At 46.2% G+C, this 17,587-nt stretch carries 12 protein-coding genes and 2 tRNA genes; 8 read left to right on the top strand and 6 right to left on the bottom strand.

Translation table 11 applies throughout. The features are described from left to right. Positions 1–19 precede the first annotated feature (19 nt). The 4 genes from ACKU41_RS14855 (at position 20) to ACKU41_RS14840 (ending at position 2,272) form a co-directional block, all read left to right on the top strand. Positions 20–376, top strand: coding sequence for an STAS/SEC14 domain-containing protein (locus ACKU41_RS14855; protein ID WP_321401889.1), 357 nt, complete (start codon positions 20–22; stop codon positions 374–376). A gap of 69 nt (positions 377–445) precedes the next feature. Further along, positions 446–521, top strand: a tRNA-Val gene (locus ACKU41_RS14850). Between the two features lie 40 nt (positions 522–561). Continuing rightward, a tRNA-Asp gene (locus tag ACKU41_RS14845) sits at positions 562–638 on the top strand. 185 nt (positions 639–823) lie between these two features. Next, complete coding sequence (locus ACKU41_RS14840) at positions 824–2,272, top strand: transglycosylase SLT domain-containing protein (protein WP_321401887.1); 1,449 nt, start codon at positions 824–826, stop codon at positions 2,270–2,272. 8 nt (positions 2,273–2,280) lie between these two features. On the opposite strand, the gene ACKU41_RS14835 is transcribed toward ACKU41_RS14840, so the two are convergent. After that, on the bottom strand, positions 2,281–4,467 hold the full coding sequence (locus tag ACKU41_RS14835) for an ATP-binding protein (RefSeq protein ID WP_319778204.1): 2,187 nt from the start codon (positions 4,465–4,467) through the stop codon (positions 2,281–2,283). Then, complete coding sequence (locus tag ACKU41_RS14830; protein ID WP_321401885.1) at positions 4,467–5,618, bottom strand: ABC transporter substrate-binding protein; 1,152 nt, start codon at positions 5,616–5,618, stop codon at positions 4,467–4,469. The genes ACKU41_RS14835 and ACKU41_RS14830 overlap by 1 nt, the downstream gene beginning before the upstream one ends. 198 nt (positions 5,619–5,816) lie before the next feature. Between ACKU41_RS14830 and ACKU41_RS14825 the strand changes: the two genes are divergently transcribed. Together ACKU41_RS14825 and ACKU41_RS14820 are read left to right on the top strand one after the other, a co-directional pair. Continuing rightward, complete coding sequence (locus tag ACKU41_RS14825; RefSeq protein WP_321401884.1) at positions 5,817–7,490, top strand: DUF389 domain-containing protein; 1,674 nt, start codon at positions 5,817–5,819, stop codon at positions 7,488–7,490. 100 nt (positions 7,491–7,590) lie between these two features. Beyond that, complete coding sequence (locus tag ACKU41_RS14820) at positions 7,591–9,483, top strand: DUF3365 domain-containing protein (protein WP_321401883.1); 1,893 nt, start codon at positions 7,591–7,593, stop codon at positions 9,481–9,483. Positions 9,484–9,571: 88 nt separating this feature from the next. Here the strand turns inward: ACKU41_RS14820 and glpK are convergent, their stop codons facing one another. The 3 genes from glpK to ACKU41_RS14805 all read right to left on the bottom strand — a co-directional run bounded on the left by glpK (position 9,572) and on the right by ACKU41_RS14805 (position 14,073). Beyond that, positions 9,572–11,059 (bottom strand): glycerol kinase GlpK, encoded by a 1,488-nt coding sequence (glpK, locus tag ACKU41_RS14815; protein ID WP_321401881.1) that lies wholly within the window; start codon positions 11,057–11,059, stop codon positions 9,572–9,574. 82 nt (positions 11,060–11,141) lie between these two features. After that, positions 11,142–11,849, bottom strand: a complete 708-nt coding sequence (locus ACKU41_RS14810) for an MIP/aquaporin family protein (RefSeq protein WP_319778198.1) — start codon at positions 11,847–11,849, stop codon at positions 11,142–11,144. 661 nt (positions 11,850–12,510) lie between these two features. After that, the gene (locus ACKU41_RS14805; RefSeq protein ID WP_321401880.1) at positions 12,511–14,073 is read right to left on the bottom strand and encodes a glycerol-3-phosphate dehydrogenase/oxidase; all 1,563 of its coding nucleotides are present in this window, start codon (positions 14,071–14,073) and stop codon (positions 12,511–12,513) included. A 620-nt stretch (positions 14,074–14,693) separates the two neighbouring features. On the opposite strand from ACKU41_RS14805, the gene ACKU41_RS14800 reads away from it, so the two are divergent. After that, positions 14,694–15,488, top strand: coding sequence for a DeoR/GlpR family DNA-binding transcription regulator (locus ACKU41_RS14800; RefSeq protein ID WP_394700673.1), 795 nt, complete (start codon positions 14,694–14,696; stop codon positions 15,486–15,488). A 142-nt stretch (positions 15,489–15,630) separates the two neighbouring features. Here the strand turns inward: ACKU41_RS14800 and ACKU41_RS14795 are convergent, their stop codons facing one another. Next, a complete protein-coding gene (locus ACKU41_RS14795) occupies positions 15,631–16,980 on the bottom strand; it encodes a radical SAM/SPASM family putative metalloenzyme maturase (protein WP_321401877.1) in 1,350 nt (449 codons plus the stop codon). Positions 16,981–17,211: 231 nt separating this feature from the next. On the opposite strand from ACKU41_RS14795, the gene ACKU41_RS14790 reads away from it, so the two are divergent. Next, positions 17,212–17,523 (top strand): TIGR03905 family TSCPD domain-containing protein, encoded by a 312-nt coding sequence (locus ACKU41_RS14790; RefSeq protein ID WP_319778194.1) that lies wholly within the window; start codon positions 17,212–17,214, stop codon positions 17,521–17,523. Positions 17,524–17,587 lie beyond the last annotated feature (64 nt).

The raw sequence follows: 17,587 nt of genomic DNA, 5'->3' as shown, positions 1-17,587 counted from the left end.
CTGCGGCAAGGAGTAAGCCATGCTTGAACTGATTGAAATAGCGCCAAAAGTTCTGGGCCTCAGAATTATAGGCAAAATCCGTGAAGAGGATATGAAGAATGTAATCTCTGCCTGCCTGGAAAAAATGAAAACAGAAGAGCGCATTGCTGTTTATGTGGAAGTTTTGGAAATGGGCGGAATCACCTTTGATGCCCTCATAGAAGACCTCAAATTTGCCTTGCCCAACCTGAAGAGATTCTCCAAAAAGGCTGTAGTTTCGGACAGTAAGTGGCATGAACCGTTGATCAAAATCGGAGACAAACTCTTCCCTTCAATCGAGGTCCGCCACTTCAGCCCGGAACAGCAAGAGGAAGCCCTGAACTGGGTAAAAGAATAATTTTTCAACTTTTATAAAAAATTGTGTTGACAAGTTTAGCGAGTATCTTTAGAACTGATTCCTCACTGGGGGCGGATAGCTCAGTTGGGAGAGCATCGGCCTTACAAGCCGAGGGTCACAGGTTCGAGCCCTGTTCCGCCTACCACCCCAGATAATAAACGTTGCTTAACACGTTTAATATATGCGGAGCCGTAGTTAAGTTGGTTATAACGCCGGCCTGTCACGCCGGAGGCCGAGGGTTCGAGTCCCTTCGGCTCCGCCACTTTTCAGGAGAAGCCATCAATCGAAAGATTGGTGGCTTTTCTGTTTTCAGGGATATTTCCCTCAATCTGTCCAAAAGAGACCTCCGGCCGGCGGCACAGGATATAAAACAATGTCTTACTGCAACATATGCGACTACAAAAACCGATGCTTGAAACAAAAAACTCATTCATCTAGTATTGCGCCATGATTGAAAAAAAAATTATTCCCCAGATCGTTTTATTGCTTGCCCTTATACTTCTGAATACCCCCGCGGTTCATGCCGGAGATAAGGTTTCCGCGTTTTCACGGGTTGCAGAGCAAACAACACATGACCTTCCGGGGATGTTGGAAAAGCGCTCCATCAGGGTCCTTACATCTTTCTCACCGACAACATTTTTCATGGATAAAAGTAAGATCTACGGATTTGAATACAGCCTGCTCAAAGAATATGAAAATTTCCTGAACAAAAAAATGCCCCGCAAAAAGGAAGTACACCTTGAATTCATACCCGTCCCGGCAGACAAGCTTATTCCGCTTCTTAATCAGGGATATGGCGATATTGCAGCAGCCCTGACCACAGTAACCGAATCCCGGCGAAAACAGGTTGCATTCAGTAATCCTTACCTGCCAGATGTCAAAGAAGTCATTGTGGCCAACGAAGCGGTAACCGGAATCAACTCCATAAATGACCTCTCCGGCAGAATGGTTATGGTCCGCGAATCCAGCAGTTTTCACCAGAGTCTTCTGGAGTTGAATAAAAAATTTCAAGAGCAGGGACTTGCTCCGGTAAAAATCTTTCCTGCTCCTGAATATGAGCCGACAGAAGAAATTATGCAGATGGTAAATGCCGGAATTATTGAACTGACCATTGCCGATGATTTTCTGGCAAATATATGGAAAGAAGTGCTCCCTCACATTCGGGTGCTTGAGAATGTGACAGTGCGTGAAGGAGGCAACATCGCATGGATGGTCCGCAAGGACAACCCGGATCTGCTACAGAGCCTTAATGCATTTGTCAAAACGGTTCGCAAGGGAACCCTTCTCGGCAACATTTACTTAAAAAAATACTACAGTGACGTTAAGTTTATTGAGAATCCCCTTGATGAAACAAAAGAAATTGAAAATTTCAGTGCCTATACGCCCATATTCAAAAAATATGCGGCCATGTACGGACTCGACTGGCGGCTGGTAGCGGCTCTTGCATACCAGGAGTCCGGCTTTAACCATGATGCCCGGTCAAGAGTCGGGGCTGTGGGAATCATGCAGATAATGCCTATGCTGACTAAGGATAAACGTCTAGGAATTAAAAACATTAACGATCTTGAAAATAACATCCACATCGGAGTTAAGTATCTGGCCCTGCTCCGGGACCGCTATTACCCTGCAGATGCTATTCCCAATGAGACGGAACGGTTGCGCTTTGCGCTGGCTTCATACAATGCAGGCCCCGGACGTATCCGCAATGCCCGCAAAATAGCCACCAAACTGGGCTTTCATGACGACATCTGGTTCCACAACACCGAATACGGAACCATGCAACTGGTTGGAATGGAACCGGTTCGCTATGTGAGCAACATAAACATGTACTACCGGGCCATGATTCTCTCGGACATGCTGATTAAATCCCGGAAAAAAGGACGAGGTAAAAACTAAATTTAGGATCACTCTCCTCTGCCCTGCACCGGCAGGGTAATGGAAAAACGCGCTCCCCGGCCCGGCTCGGAACTGACCGTAAACGTTCCGCCATGATTCTGGGTAATAATAAAGTACGAAACCGAAAGTCCTAAACCGGTCCCCACTCCCGAGGGCTTGGTGGTATAAAACGGTTCGAAAATCCTTTTACGCACTTCAGCCCCCATGCCGGGGCCGTTATCTTCAATCTCTATAACAATGTTCGAACCATTACTGCGGGTCCTTATATAAATATGGGGAGCAACTGCGCCCCCATCGTCATCATGCATGGCTTGTGCGGAATTCTTAAAAATATTGAATAAGACCTGCTCAATCTCGGTCCGCGAACATATTATTTCAGGAAGATCAGCTTCAAATTCACGCACGATGTTGATGTGCATGAAATCATACTTCTTTTTCAGATCATAATCCTTGGCTGAAAGCTCAAGGGAATCTTCGATCAAATCGTGTACATTAACAGTAGTCAAAACTGATTTACCGGGCTTGCTGAACTCCAGCATGTTGGAAACGATTTTGGCTGCACGCAGGCCGGATGTCTTGATCCCTTCCATTATCGTATAAACCTTCCGGGCCCTAAGGTATTTCTGCATGGCTTCAAGTGAACAGTCTGCTTCTTCAGCTGCAACGAGATTGGCTTTAATATCCGGTGAAAACTTCCGCTCAAGATTTTGAGTTCCCTGTATTATCCCGCCAAGCGGATTATTAATTTCATGAGCCATCCCCGCAGCAAGCCCTCCCACGGACATCATCTTTTCAGTCTGAACCATAATCTCCTCCATGCGTACCCGCGAAGTAACCTCATCAATCCTGACAACAACGCCCTTTCTCTCAAATTTACGCAGGGGAAAAGCAGTAATATCATACACCGCAGAAGAATCATTGCCCACGCTGACTCGCTCCAAGGATCTTGGTTCCTTGAACTCCCGAGCTTCCGTAATCACACCCACCACATCTTTATGCCCGGAAAAAAAGGTCTCCACATTCTCCGGCTCAATTTCTGTAGACTCAAGGTTAAACAACTCCAAAGCCTTGAGGTTACACTGACAGACATTCATGGCCTCGTTCACCCAGATCAATGCCGAAGGCATAGAATCAATAACACTTTGAAAATACCTTTTTGATACAATCAGGTCATGCTCACGTTCTCGGACTTTCTCAGCCATGGAGTCAAAGACCCTGCCCAGTTCGTCAAACTCGGTAAAAGAATTACTCACCGATGAGGCCGCAGGATACTCCCCTTTGGTTATCGCTGATAACTTCCTCACATAACCAACCAGCGGAACGACAACCCTTAACCGGAATTCCTTTTTCAATGCAAAGAGAAGAACCAGAAAGAAAAAAACTACCAGAACGCTGATCAGCAGCCCGAGCGCAATTACCGGTTGAAACAGGTGGTACGCTGAACTTGCCACCAGCAGTTTCCACCCAGTTCCGGGGATATTTTCAACACTGCCGAAACAAAGCCTGCCTTCGGCCATGTAAAATTGTCCCTCTCCCGGCTCCAGCCGCTTGTTGAAAACATCCAGTGTACCAACATTGGTTTGAGTCTTAACCAATTCCCGGTCGGGATGAACAATGAGATTGCCGTAGGAATCCGTAAGAATAATTATCCTGTTTGAAGAAAGGAAACCGTAAATGAATTTCTGCAAGGTCTCGAGATTGAGTTCAGCAACGAGCTTCCCCCCGCTTTTCACCGGAATACTGATATACACAACCAGTTTTCCTGAATGCAGGGAAATTATGGGGGAAGTCAGCACCCGTTTTGATTTATCTACTCCATCAAAACGGATAGGAAAATCAATCCCTCTTACTCCTTGAGGAGCAACAGCGATTATATTTTCATTCTTATCCAGCAACAAGAGGCGCTCGAACTGACCGAAACGATCCTGTAGCCCATCAAAATAGCTGCGCAGACTTTCGTCCTTGCTGCCACCGCTCATAATAGCCACGGACCGCAAAACATCCTCCGCACCGTCGATGTAGAAATCAACATTTCGGGACAAGGATCTTGAAAGCTGGACAATCCCCCGTTCCATAATGCTCATTTGGTTTAAGGCAACGATGGAAACCAGAACCATTGTCATGAGCAGGCCCGGAATGAGTATCCACTGAATCAGCTTTCCCTGAAAGATTCTAGAAACAGAATGGCTGCTCATCATTCTCCTCTTGCGACAGTGACAAATTCACCATTCTTCACGAATACAATATGTCCGACACCCTTCACATCACCGAAATCATCTATAGAGAAAGGACCTATTATACTTGTGTCAAAGGATATTCCGGGGATTATCTTGTCCAGCCCTTTAGTGCTCCCGCCATTTAATCTTACTGCTTCGGCAAAGACCTGAACAGCCTGATAGCCGAAAACAGCTGCAAAATTCGGAGCCCAGCCGTAACGATCAATAAACTTCTGCTTGAATTCATTGTATCCCGGTGCGGCATTATCCTCCGCAAAATGAACCACAAACAAGACCCCTTCAACACTCTTACCGCCTGTTTGCACCAGCTCTTTAGTAAAAGCCCACATACTGCTTGCGATAGTCCAGTCCGTTTTATTAATTTTGCAATACTGAGCAAAAGCGGCAAGATCTCGGGCCGAAGTAACCATAACGACCACATCCGGCTTAACGGCTTTCAATTCTTCAACAACCTTTTGCCAATCCACATTATCCTTCTGTTTGCCGATGCGTGCCTCGCCCACAAGTTTGCCCCCGTTTTCTTCAAAAGTGCTGATGAATACATCTTTATAGGGGACGGTAAAGGCCTTATTCGACGTATCCCAAATAACAGCCAGTCTTTTCATACCAAGCTTACCGGTTGAATACTCGGCAAGCCCTTTTGAAAGCTCTGAGAGTGTCGGGATGACCCTAAAAAAATTATCTTTAATTCCCTGCAGCAACGGTGTTGAGGTGGTGGGAGAAATATAAAGGACTCCGCTGTCTTTCATTTCCCCAATAGCAGCCAGAGACTGAGAACTGGTCATATGTCCGAGAATAGCGGACACCCCTGCGGCAACAAGTTCCTTGTCCGCCTTGACTGCGCCTTCCGGGGTATTCAGATCGTCGCGGACCAGCAATTCCAATTTACGCCCATCAAGGCCACCAGCGTCATTAATTTCTTCTACAGCCAGCAATGCCCCGTTACGTCCCTGCACACCCAGATCGGAATATTTTCCTTTAAGTGTTCCTGAAAAACCAATCTTAACAGGAGCATCCGAACATGCGCTCAACGTCAAGCTGAATACCAGTATCAATAATAAAATTAATCCCTTACCCAAACAGAAAGGCTGAACCTTAAATTCCAACATTCATTCCCTCCAGCTTAAAATAATGAGTCTACAATACCTTTATAACCTTAAATATGCTTTAACGCCAATATCATGGAATATAATATTTAAAGACCGCCATGAAAGCAGAAATAAATCTGCCTGTAGTTGACCCATTACATCCTTAGTCGTAATCTAAATAATTGCAGCAGAATTATAATCAGCACAACCGGAGGGGCTATGGGGCTGATATTCACCCGCAAAAAAAAGATACCGTTACTTTTCGTCACGGATGTGCGCCGGGAATTCCTGATCTCGGAAATAACCCGCAACTCTGTTCCAAGCGGAATGTATTACCTGCTCATGGGCATTGCGTCATTCATCGCCTCCATCGGGCTCACAGCGGACAGCCCTGCTGTTGTGATCGGGGCTATGCTGGTTTCGCCCCTGATGACACCAATCTTCGGACTGTCGTTGGGTCTTGTACGGGGTGAAATGCCACTCATCCGCGATTCTGTTTTTTCAGTAACCGCAGGTATCCTGATAGGAATCATCGGAGGTCTGCTGATCGGTAATTTTCCGATTTTCTTTGAACTGACCCATGAGATTGTCTCCCGAACCAGACCCAATCTACTTGATCTCGGAGTAGCCGCATTTGCGGGAATCGCAGGAACCGTAGCCCTTATAGATGAGCGGGTCAGTCCGGTTATGCCCGGAATAGCCATTGCCACATCACTCGTTCCCCCGCTTTGTGCAAGCGGTTTGTGTATTGCCCTGCAAGAATACTCTGATGGATTGGGAGCCTTCCTGCTTTTTTTCGCCAACTTTCTGGTTATCCTCTCCATAGGCAGTGTCCTGTTCATAATCACCGGATTCATACCCCACTCCGAAGATGAACCCCTGCCTAGACTGATCAAACATTTCTCAATCAGCACCGTAGGACTGATCATCGTAGCGGGATTGCTCACCAAATCCCTCATGGACGTCGCCCTTGCCAGACAGATCGATAATTGCCTGCGCACGGTAGCAATTCAGGCAATATCCTCAATTCCTAACACAACCATTGAAAACATCACCCACGAAATCAATCAGGGAACTGTGGACGGTTTCATTACTTTGAACGGCCCTCTGTCACTTAAAGCCGGAACGGTAAAAAAGATGGAAAAAACTGCTTCAGCCACACTAAAAAAGCCGGTCAGTATCATTGTGAGGACCAGCCTGACCCAGAGTATTTCATCTTCACCGCGGTCAACCAACTCTTTGATCAATGCACATGCCAAAAGGCAGAACATCAAACTTGAAAAAAGTGCGTCGATCCTCGAACAGGCTGAACTGCTTTTCCGTACAATTATTTCTGAACTGCCGTGGTATACTCTTTCCGGCATCAACTACACTGAGCTAAAAAAAGGACCGGGGGTGATCATTGAAATAAGCGGACCGGAACGGCCTGTACCGGAATCGGTCATAAAGATGGAGGACATGCTGCGCAAGAGAACCGGAGAACAAAACCTGACCCTGATCATCCGCTATTACAAAAGTGATGACATAACCCGCAATGGTCGAAATCTCTTCGGAGTCCATTACAGCGGAACAGAGCCCCCTCTTTCCCGGAAAATTGAAAAACGTACATCTGAGCTCATTGATGAGATACGCAATATTTTTCCTGTGTATATCGAGGCTCAAAAGATGAAAAAAGTGTGGCACATAATGGCCGATGTTACTGGAGAAAGACTTGTTAAAAGCAAGGAAGTCAAAGATATTGAAAAAAAACTGGGAGATGAATTCGCTGTTCCGGTTAAATTATACATTTATTCCAAAACAGAAGGTGTTGTTGAAGATGACGGATTAAAGCCTTTGGAATTATTCAGTAAGGGAGGGCAGGCAAAACGGCTGAACGATAAATTCAAAAAGTAAAACCAGTTATCTATGTCCATGTTTCAACTCTTTCTAGATGGGTTTCTCCCAATCTGTTACAGTGTCACTTAATATTCACCTCCAGCTTTGGAGAAATACATTGAAACACTACCATAAACTATCACTTTTCGGCCTTATTCTGGCCGTGATCTGGAGCGCAACTATATATTATTTTTACTCCAGCATAATTCAAACTGAAAAAGACAACATATACAAAACAGCACAGAAAGAAGCGGAAGTAGCCTTTGAAAAAGACCTGACATACCGCCGTTGGGTAGCAGGTCTGGGAGGTCTGTATGCAGAAATTTCACCCAAGCTCCCTCCTAATGAATATCTTAATGTCCCTTTCCGTGATTTGACCACAGTAGAAGGTAAAAAGCTGACCATGATAAACCCTGCATACATGATGCGCATGGTCTACGGATTGATGAATAAGGAAGCAGGACTGCACGGTCATATTACCAGCCTGACCCCCATACGCCCGGAAAACGCACCTGCTGCATGGGAGGCAGAAGCCCTGAAATCATTCAGGACCAACCCGGTAGACTATTACCAAATTTCAACTGAAAACGGGAAACCGATCCTCCACTTCATGCGTCCGATGAAAACGCAAAAAATCTGCCTCAAATGCCATGCTTCGCAAGGCTATAAGGAAGGAGACCTCAGGGGTGGAATAAGCGTGACTGTCCCCATGGCAAAATACCAGCAGGCTATGCTCACATTTATTGACGAAACCACAACCTCCTTCACAATAATCTGGTTTACCGGAATACTTTTCATAGTCGTCGGCTTCTACTTCCTCGCCAAATATGAACGAGACCGCAGTCGGACCGAACAGGAGCTTGCAAAAACAAAAAACTATCTGGCCAACATTATCAACTCCATGCCATCGATACTAGTAGGTGTTGACCCGAATGGGAAAGTGACCCACTGGAATATGGAGGCAGAAAAATTCAGCAACCAGAGGTATCAGGACGTAGTAGGTAGTCCGCTCACTGAGGCATTACCCATAATGCAGGATGAACTGGAAAAAATACTTCAAGCCATGAGAAACAAGGTCATTGAAACAGACTCAATACAGACGAGAATTGACGGGGGGCTAACCCGCTACGACGATATTACCATTTATCCGCTTATCGCTAACGGAGTTCAAGGCGCAGTTATTCGTATCGATGACGTCACTGAACGAATTTACCTTGAACAGATGATGATCCAGTCTGAAAAAATGATGTCCGTGGGTGGATTAGCCGCAGGTATGGCTCATGAAATAAATAACCCGCTGGCCGGGATTCTCGGTCATGCGCAAAACATACATAAACGCCTTTTAAGTGACATGAAAGCAAACAAATCTGCAGCGGAAGAATGCGGTATTACATTTGAACAGCTGCAGGAATATATGCAGAAAAGGGATATCCGGAAAATGATAGAGGGTATTATAGAGTCCGGAAAACGAGCAGCAAAAATAGTTTCCAACATGCTCAACTTCAGTCGCAAGAGCGAGAAAGAAAACGCATACTACCGTATGGATGAGCTTCTGGATAGCACAATTGAACTGGCGGCAAATGATTATAACCTGAAGAAACAATATGATTTCAGACAAATTAAAATAGTCCGCCAATACGCAGAAGAACTCCCTCCTGTATATTGCGACGGCAATGAAATTCAGCAGGTTTTCCTTAACCTTCTGAAAAACGGAGCTGAAGCCATGAACGAAAAAGAATACGAACAGGGAGAGCCGGAATTTATCTGTCGCATACAAAAGGATAAAGATATGGCAGTTATTGAAATTGAAGACAACGGACCGGGCATAATCGTCAGCCCCAAGAGCAGGATATTTGATCCCTTTTTCACCACCAAGGGAGTCGGCAGGGGAACCGGCCTTGGACTTTCAGTCTCCTACTTCATTATCACCGACCAGCATGGCGGAGCCATGAAAGTTGATTCTGTTCCAGGCGAATGGACCCGCTTCACCATCGAGCTTCCACTTCCATAAATACCATCCTCAAAAAAACAGAAGGGCACCGCAAGCGGTGCCCTTCTTATATACAGTGAGATACAGCGGTTAAGCTGCGTATGTTCTGCTATTTGAAAGCCATGGTTGCTTCAACAGCTTTCTGCCAGCCTTCGTACAGCTTTGCGGATTCTGCTTCTTCCATTTTGGGATCGAACTCACGGTCGATGCCGAAGTTCTTTTTGATGTCGTTCTTGTCTGCCCAGAAACCAACAGCCAGACCTGCAAGGTAAGCAGCGCCGAGAGCAGTGGTTTCAATGCACAGAGGACGCTCAACGGGAACACCGAGGAGGTCGGACTGAATCTGGAGCATCAGGTCGTTGGCAACTGCACCGCCGTCAACACGGAGTTTTGCGAGGCTGATTCCGGAGTCAGCTTCCATTGCGGAAAGAACGTCCTTGGTCTGGTAGCAAAGGGACTCAAGGGTAGCACGGACAAAATGTTCCTTGGTGGTACCGCGGGTCAGACCGAATACTGCGCCGCGAACTTCGGAGTTCCAGTAGGGAGCGCCGAGGCCGACAAATGCGGGAACCATGTATACGCCGTCGGTGCCCTGTACGCGGGTTGCGTAAAGTTCGGAGTCTTTAGCGTCACGGAACATTCTCATACCGTCGCGCAGCCACTGGATAGCGGAACCTGCTACGAAGATGGAACCTTCAAGAGCGTATTCGACTTTACCGTCAACACCCCATGCGATGGTGGTCAGCAGGCCGTTCTTGGAGGGAACTGCTTTTTCACCGGTGTTCATGAGCATGAAGCAACCGGTACCGTAGGTGTTCTTAGCCATACCTTCTTCAAAGCAAGCCTGACCGAACAGTGCTGCCTGCTGGTCACCGGCCATACCGGAGATGGGGATTTCCATACCCTGGAACTTATCTTTGTGGGTATTGCCGTATACTTCGGAAGAAGGCTTGACTTCGGGAAGCATGGAAGCGGGAACGGTAAGAGCTTCAAGGATTTCTTCGTCCCACTTGAGCTCATGGATGTTGTACATGAGAGTACGGGAAGCGTTGGTGTAATCAGTTACGTGAACTGCACCGCCGGTAAGCTTCCAGACCAGCCAAGTGTCAATGGTACCGAAGAGGAGGTCGCCTGCTTCTGCTTTTGCGCGTGCACCTTCAACGTTATCGAGAATCCATTTTACTTTGGTGCCGGAGAAATATGCATCAATAAGCAGACCGGTCTTTTCACGAACAATAGGATCAAGACCTTTTTCTTTAAGTTCGTTGCAGATGTCCATGGTCTGGCGGGACTGCCATACGATTGCGTTATAAACGGGTTTACCGGTGTTCTTGTCCCAAACAACAGTGGTTTCACGCTGGTTGGTGATACCGATGGCTGCGATTTCAGCGGCAGGAACATCACTAAGGGCTTCAGCAACTACGGACTGGACAGAAGACCAGATTTCCATAGCGTCATGCTCAACCCAGCCCGGATTAGGAAAAATCTGGGTGAATTCTTTCTGAGTAACTTTTACGATCTTGCCAGCTTTGTCGAAAATGATTGCGCGAGAGCTGGTGGTACCCTGATCAATTGAAAGTACGTATTTTTTTTCCATTCTAAATTTCCCCTTTGTAATCAGGACGAAGCCTAACTTCGCCCTGTATTATCATTTAGTTTCTATCCATCAATCGTGACAATTAGCTGACAATGGCTTTGTATACCAAAGCACCTGCAACACCACCGCAGATAGGTGCTACAACAGGAATCCAGGAATATCCCCAGTCACTGCTGCCTTTACCCGGAATGGGAAGGATAGCGTGGGCAATACGGGGACCGAGGTCACGAGCAGGGTTGATAGCGTAGCCGGTGGGACCACCAAGGGAAAGGCCGATGGCCATAATGAAGAAACCGACGATCAGGGGGTTAAGACCCTGAGTGAATTCGTTGGCACCGATTCCGAGAAGAATAAAAACCAGGAAGAAGGTGCCGATAAATTCGCAAAGAAAGTTTTCTGCAGTGCAGGGAATAGCAGGTCCGGTGGCGAATACAGCCAGCTTCAGGCCTGCATCGTCAGTGGGTTCCCAGTGGCATTTGTAGGTGAAGTAACAAAGCACTGCACCAAGGAATGCACCGAGCATCTGTCCGGCAATGTAGAGGGGAACCTGTGCCCAGGGAAAATAGCCGCCGGCAGCAAGGCCGATGGTAACAGCAGGGTTGATGTGTGCACCGGAATATTTACCGGCAACATATACTGCAAAAGCAACAGCAAAACCCCAACCCATGGTGATAACAATCCACCCACCGTTCTGACCTTTGGATTTTTCAAGAAGGACGTTGGCAACTACGCCGCAACCGAAAAGGGTAAGAATCAAAGTACCAATTACTTCGCCTAAGAAAGGACTCATAATCACTCCCACATCTCTTAAAGCAGTTAAAACACAAATTCGTTTCTTTTCGGAAACGAATACCACCTCGCGCTCGATTAACTCTAACGCTTTTCCATTTCCTATGGGCTAACACTATTTTGTAACAAATAAAAAATCAACCCCATAATGTTCAAAATCGAAAAGAAATTATCACTTTAAGTTTTCGTTTTAGTAAAAAGAGTTTGATATTAAACAGTTGCAACATACGTTTTTAAAATCTTTTTTCTCTTCCAACACGCACATCTCCGCCAGCAGCACGGGTTTTGTGGAGCTCAGCAACTGTTGAAAGCCCTTTACCTTAAACGAAAATGAAACAATGAAGTAAACACAAAGAGTCTTTTAGCTACTCCCATGCATACCAAATGAACATCCATGCAATTAAATTGAAATGGAATAGACTCAATTTCAAACACGTACACACTATTTTTTTATGCTGAAACGAAACAAAAGAAAGCCGTCGGCCCAGGCGACCGACGGCAAAGGGAAGTGGTGATGGAGGTAGGGAAGCCCTCCATCGTTCTTTGGAGAATATAGTACACTGAAACCAGTGCGAAATGTATAAAGTAATAGTCCGGTACGGGTATTAATGCAGTAGGGATACATCAACACCCGATCCGGAGAAATTACAATCTATTATGTATTAATCTACAATATAATTTTTAGCCAGCTTCTGGAACTGTTCAGTCTGCTCTTTAATCCATGCGTCGTCTTGGCCGAGCTCTTTAGCCATGATTTCAGCAGCTTTGGGAGCAACCTCATTGGCAGCCTTGGCATCAATAATCAATGCTCTGGTCCTGCGGGAAAGAGCATCGGAAACAGTCTGAGCCCATTCGTTACGTGCAGCCCAGACAACTTCGAGCCATGAGTAAGGCAGTCTTTCGTGCATGCGGGTATCAAGCTCGGGGTATTCGGATGCCAAAGCTTTGATTTCTGCAGCTTCACTACCGTAAACATGCATGTGATCGTTGTGGTCAAAATCTTCGGTATAACCATGCAGCTTGACATTCTTGGTCACGCAGGGACGGAAAGGAAGCCCGCCCATCTGAATAGCATTGTCGATGCAGTCTTCAGCCATGTGCCTGTAAGTAGTCCACTTCCCGCCGGCAATGGTCAGCAGCTTATTGGGGGAGACGGTCAGGTAATGGTCTCTGGAAAGTGCGGAGGTGGATTCGGAATCACCTGCTGCGATCAGAGGACGGATTCCAGTGAACACACTGCGGACATCCGCACGGGTGGGTGCCTTGGCAAGATACCTTGCAGAATGCTCAACGAGGAAGTTGATTTCCTCTTCAAGGGGCTTGGGTTCCATGCATACGGAATCAAGCGCGGTGTCAGTAGTACCGACAACAACCTTGCCGTGCCAGGGCACGAAGAAAATTACGCGACCGTCATCAGTCTTGGGAACCATGATGCCGGTATCACCGCCAAGAAAATCACGGTCAATAACAATGTGGATACCCTGACTGGGTGCGATGAGTTTCTTATGATCGCCGTTATCCATATTCATGATGTCATCGGTAAAAATACCGGTTGCATTGATAACGGCTTTTGCTTTCAGCTCATAAGATTTTCCGGAGAGCTTGTCTTCCGCTTTGACTCCGCAGACATATCCGGTGGAACTCTTCACGAGGTCGGTAACTTTGGTGTGGTTCATGGGGCAACCGCCCATGTCAGCCATGGTGCGGGCGAGAGTAAGAGCAAGACGGGCATCGTCAAACTGGCCGTCATGGTAGGTCACGCCGCCTTTAAGCTTCCTGGTGAGTACACCTGGAACTTCCTTCATTACAGATTTCTTGGAATAAATCTGAGAAGGACCGAAACTGTATTTTCTAGCCAGCATGTCGTAGCACTTCAGACCGATACCGTAGTAGGGAATTCCGAACCATTTATAGTCAGGAACGATAAATTTCTGGTTGTAACACATGTGCGGAGCGTTCTGCTTAAGAATACCACGCTCGTACAGCGCTTCCATAACCAGTGAAATATTACCCTGTGCGAGATACCTGACCCCGCCGTGAACCATTTTGGTACTGCGACTGGAAGTAGCCTCGGCAAAGTCTCCCTGCTCAAGGAGGAGCACGGAATAACCACGGGCAGCAGCGTCAAGACCGGATCCGAGACCGGTAGCACCACCACCTATTATAATGAAATCCCAGACCTTTGAGCTGTCTTCCATCTGCTGGATAAAATCTGACCGTTTCATGCAACACCCACTCTGTAAACCGACCGCGAACGGTGGATAAAAATTGTAATAAACATATGAACCCGCATCCTTGTAAGAACTTACCGCCGAGCCCGGATTCATCCCACGCACCATATTTCAAAGCAAAACGCTGATAATTTCGTAAGCCACCTCTTTTCGTTTCGCTTTTGAACAAAATGTGACATATTGAAAACAATATGACAAGAATTTATTTTCATTTTGCAAGAACTTAGCCTAAAAAGAAAATAAAAACTGAACCTTACGCATGAAAATAGATTTTAGATCAGCGAAATAAAGACACCATCCGAACACAAAAAGTAACATATTAACGTTCCAAAAACATTAATTATCGCCTCTGATCCTTTCAAAAATGAAAAAGACAAGCTTCTATAAAAAACAACCGCATAAAAAATAACGTCTTTGCCTTGCTTGTGAGTGCGAGTACTGCTACAGGATTGAGATGAGATGTAATAATTTTCATTTTACATGAAACGAATACATTTGGACATAAAAACAACCTAAAAGTACCGAAGCCTCTCTTTATATAAGCAAATTTGTTCGGTGGTGAAAGTAAGGAGACGGTCATTTTGACTGAAAAACAAAAAAGAAAAAACAAAGGCATGAAATTCAACCTCGAGTCATTATCAAAAAGACAACGGGAAATCTTTAATATTGTTAATGAAAGAGGTTTCACACCAATTGAATCCCTTGCACAGCATTTTGAAGTTACCCCCCAGACCATTCGAAGAGACATAAACAAACTCTGTAAAAACAACCTACTACAACGTTTTCATGGTGGAGCAGGCAGAGCTTCCAGCGTAGAAAATGTTGACTACAGCGCTCGCCGGAATATCCTGCATCAGGAAAAGCGGCTTATTGCAGAAATGGTCGCCAAGCATATTCCCGAACATGCTTCCATGTTCATAAATATCGGAACGACCACCGAAGAAGTTGCCAAAGCTCTCGCCAACCACAAGTCTCTGCGGATTATAACCAACAACCTCAATGTAGCTCAGACCATGAGCAACAACGACTGCGAAGTGATCGTAGCCGGCGGCATGGTTCGCCAGCGCGATAAGGGAATCACCGGGGAAGCCACTGTGGAATTCATCAAGCAGTTCAAGGTGGATTACGGAATTATAGGTGTGTCCGGTATTGATGAGGACGGAACCCTGCTCGACTACGACTATCATGAAGTGCGCGTGGCCCGTGAAATAATCAACAACGCCCGCAACATCTTTCTGGTTACCGACCACACCAAGTTTAACCGCAACGCCATGGTCCGCATAGCCGACCTTGGAGAAATCGATGCAATCTTCACCGACAGGAGACCTCCACAGGTCTTCTGCGACCTGATGAAAAGCAAAGAAGTAGATCTCTACGTCACAGAAAAAAATTCCGAAGACGAAGAATAAATACAGGCGGGCCAGCTTACCTTTTTGAGCAGGCAGACTGTTGCTGACAATAAAAAGGCTGGAACAATGCGTACATAAACATACGTGTTGTTCCAGCCTTTTTATAAGCGTTGAAGAAAATGCTTTATCTACAAGCCTGAGATCACATCAAACATTGCAATCCCCCCATAGCCCATGGGCAATGCCCGCAAGGGACCTCAACTCCGAGGCAGTCGCACTCGAACTCGTTACTACGCCCGACTATATCGTCACAGGGAACCATGGGACAATTTGAGCAGTACGGATATTCATATTCCAGAACTTCGGCACGGAAACCTGAATATGCCTTTGAGCACCATATGTGACTGATATCACCATCAGCAATATTACCGAACTTTTTACTGCGGAGCAGTTTTTCGCTGCCGTCCAGATAACAGGTGCAGCTGTGCCAGAGAAACTGGCAGGGCGCTACATCCCCGGCAGAGGTGATAAATGCCGCACCCTCTTCTATAAATGAACAACTCAATTCATTTTCCGCCATGAGTGGAGGCAGACGCAGATCAACTCCCAACTTCCGCGCCAGATTCTTTGAACGGGCATAAACTTCCAGTAGTTGCTGATACTCTTCTGTATTACTGCGTTGATCCCAATCCGCAAGGCTGCGCAGGTTTATCCATATATTGCTTTTTTCAGCCTCTGCACGCATTTCTCGAATCAGCTCAAAAAGTTTTTCCCTCTTCATGCTCCGCCCCGGATTCCAGACAAAACCGAAGTAATTCTGCAAATCCTGTCCCTGCTCACGGGCTATATCCTTCCATTTTTTAAACAGGGCAACTGCTTTTGGAGTATTCGGATTAAACAGAGATTGTTCCTGCATGGATTCATGATAGGCCAACACATGTGAACAAAGAATAAATTCTGCACCCTGCTCTGCAGCCCAATGGATAACATCAGGCAATTGTTTATATGTATCAGCCATAAGGACAAATTCAGCGCCTAACCGGACTTTTCTTTCACTCTTTTTTCCGGCAGCATTTAAAAACGAAAAAGTACGGGCCAGCCGATCTGTACTTACCTGTCCGTGCAGTTCCCCTTCCGTGGCTGATGCATCCAAAGAATCAACCGAAATACAGAAAGTATCCACCCCGGCTTCGACCAATTCACTTGCCCTCTCCTCCGTGAAAAGTAAGCCGTTAGTCTGGAAACCGATAGAACCATGCTCAGGCATGCACTCACGGGCAAAAGCAGCCATCGCCGCCAAATCAGGATGCAGCAACGGTTCGCCGATACCGTTTAAGACCAGTTTTTCGCAATGTCTCAAAGCCTGATCGAGCTTTTTGAAATCATCAAGGCTTAAATCCGTTTCGCAAATATCGCTCCCCGGAGCATACTTCACGCACATGGAGCAGTTCATATTGCAACGGGTGGTAACTTCCACTTGAAGCCGTGCAGGATAACGATGAAAGGCTGCGGGAAAAGAACTCTGCACACCGTCGCCAATTGTTTTCAGCATTCCACCCTTCCTTGTTGATTACGTTTGAATTAATTTTCTTCTTTTGCCAAACAGCAAATATTGAAAATTCCATAATAAGCCGCAAAAGTCAAAGAGCAAGCCTAAAACGGGCTTAAAAGTCCCTTGACCTGACCAGCATTTTCATGGTGAAAAAACTTTGACTACAATTAATTCAATATTGCCCGCTTCATCCTGCGGCGGATATGACTTTAATCAAATACAGAGGACGAAATGGAAAACATCTCACTTCAACCGACCATGCTCAATTCCCTCGGCGGAGTTGAAGCACCCGCGGACACCCATGTTTTCACCCCTAAAGGCGTCTGTGCGAAATTAATCCGCTTTAAAGTGGAAGGCGACAAACTTACCTATGTCAACTTCACCGGCGGTTGCGACGGCAACCTCAAGGCTGTCTCCGCGCTTGTGCAAGGAATGGAACTTCCCAAGATAATCGAAACTCTTGAAGGAATTACCTGCGGCAAGAAATCCACTTCCTGTGCCGACCAGCTATGCAAGGCCCTGCACGAATACATGGAAAAATAAGTTAATTTTTATGTCACGGAAAAAGGCGGTTGTCGATCATCGACAACCGCCTTTTTCATTTAGA

Source organism: Maridesulfovibrio sp., from assembly GCF_963678865.1.
Taxonomy (GTDB): Bacteria; Desulfobacterota; Desulfovibrionia; order Desulfovibrionales; family Desulfovibrionaceae; genus Maridesulfovibrio.
Note: the sequence above shows the minus strand (reverse complement) of the source record. Positions and strands in the feature narration are given on the sequence as shown.

Coding starts and splice junctions, on each gene's coding strand:
- ACKU41_RS14800 (WP_394700673.1), top strand. CDS start 14,694: ATGAAATTCAACCTCGAGTCATTATCAAAAAGACAACGGGAAATCTTT.
- glpK (WP_321401881.1), bottom strand. CDS start 11,059: ATGGAAAAAAAATACGTACTTTCAATTGATCAGGGTACCACCAGCTCT.
- ACKU41_RS14835 (WP_319778204.1), bottom strand. CDS start 4,467: ATGAGCAGCCATTCTGTTTCTAGAATCTTTCAGGGAAAGCTGATTCAG.
- ACKU41_RS14790 (WP_319778194.1), top strand. CDS start 17,212: ATGGAAAACATCTCACTTCAACCGACCATGCTCAATTCCCTCGGCGGA.
- ACKU41_RS14810 (WP_319778198.1), bottom strand. CDS start 11,849: ATGAGTCCTTTCTTAGGCGAAGTAATTGGTACTTTGATTCTTACCCTT.
- ACKU41_RS14855 (WP_321401889.1), top strand. CDS start 20: ATGCTTGAACTGATTGAAATAGCGCCAAAAGTTCTGGGCCTCAGAATT.
- ACKU41_RS14825 (WP_321401884.1), top strand. CDS start 5,817: ATGGGGCTGATATTCACCCGCAAAAAAAAGATACCGTTACTTTTCGTC.
- ACKU41_RS14840 (WP_321401887.1), top strand. CDS start 824: ATGATTGAAAAAAAAATTATTCCCCAGATCGTTTTATTGCTTGCCCTT.
- ACKU41_RS14795 (WP_321401877.1), bottom strand. CDS start 16,980: ATGCTGAAAACAATTGGCGACGGTGTGCAGAGTTCTTTTCCCGCAGCC.
- ACKU41_RS14805 (WP_321401880.1), bottom strand. CDS start 14,073: ATGAAACGGTCAGATTTTATCCAGCAGATGGAAGACAGCTCAAAGGTC.
- ACKU41_RS14830 (WP_321401885.1), bottom strand. CDS start 5,618: ATGTTGGAATTTAAGGTTCAGCCTTTCTGTTTGGGTAAGGGATTAATT.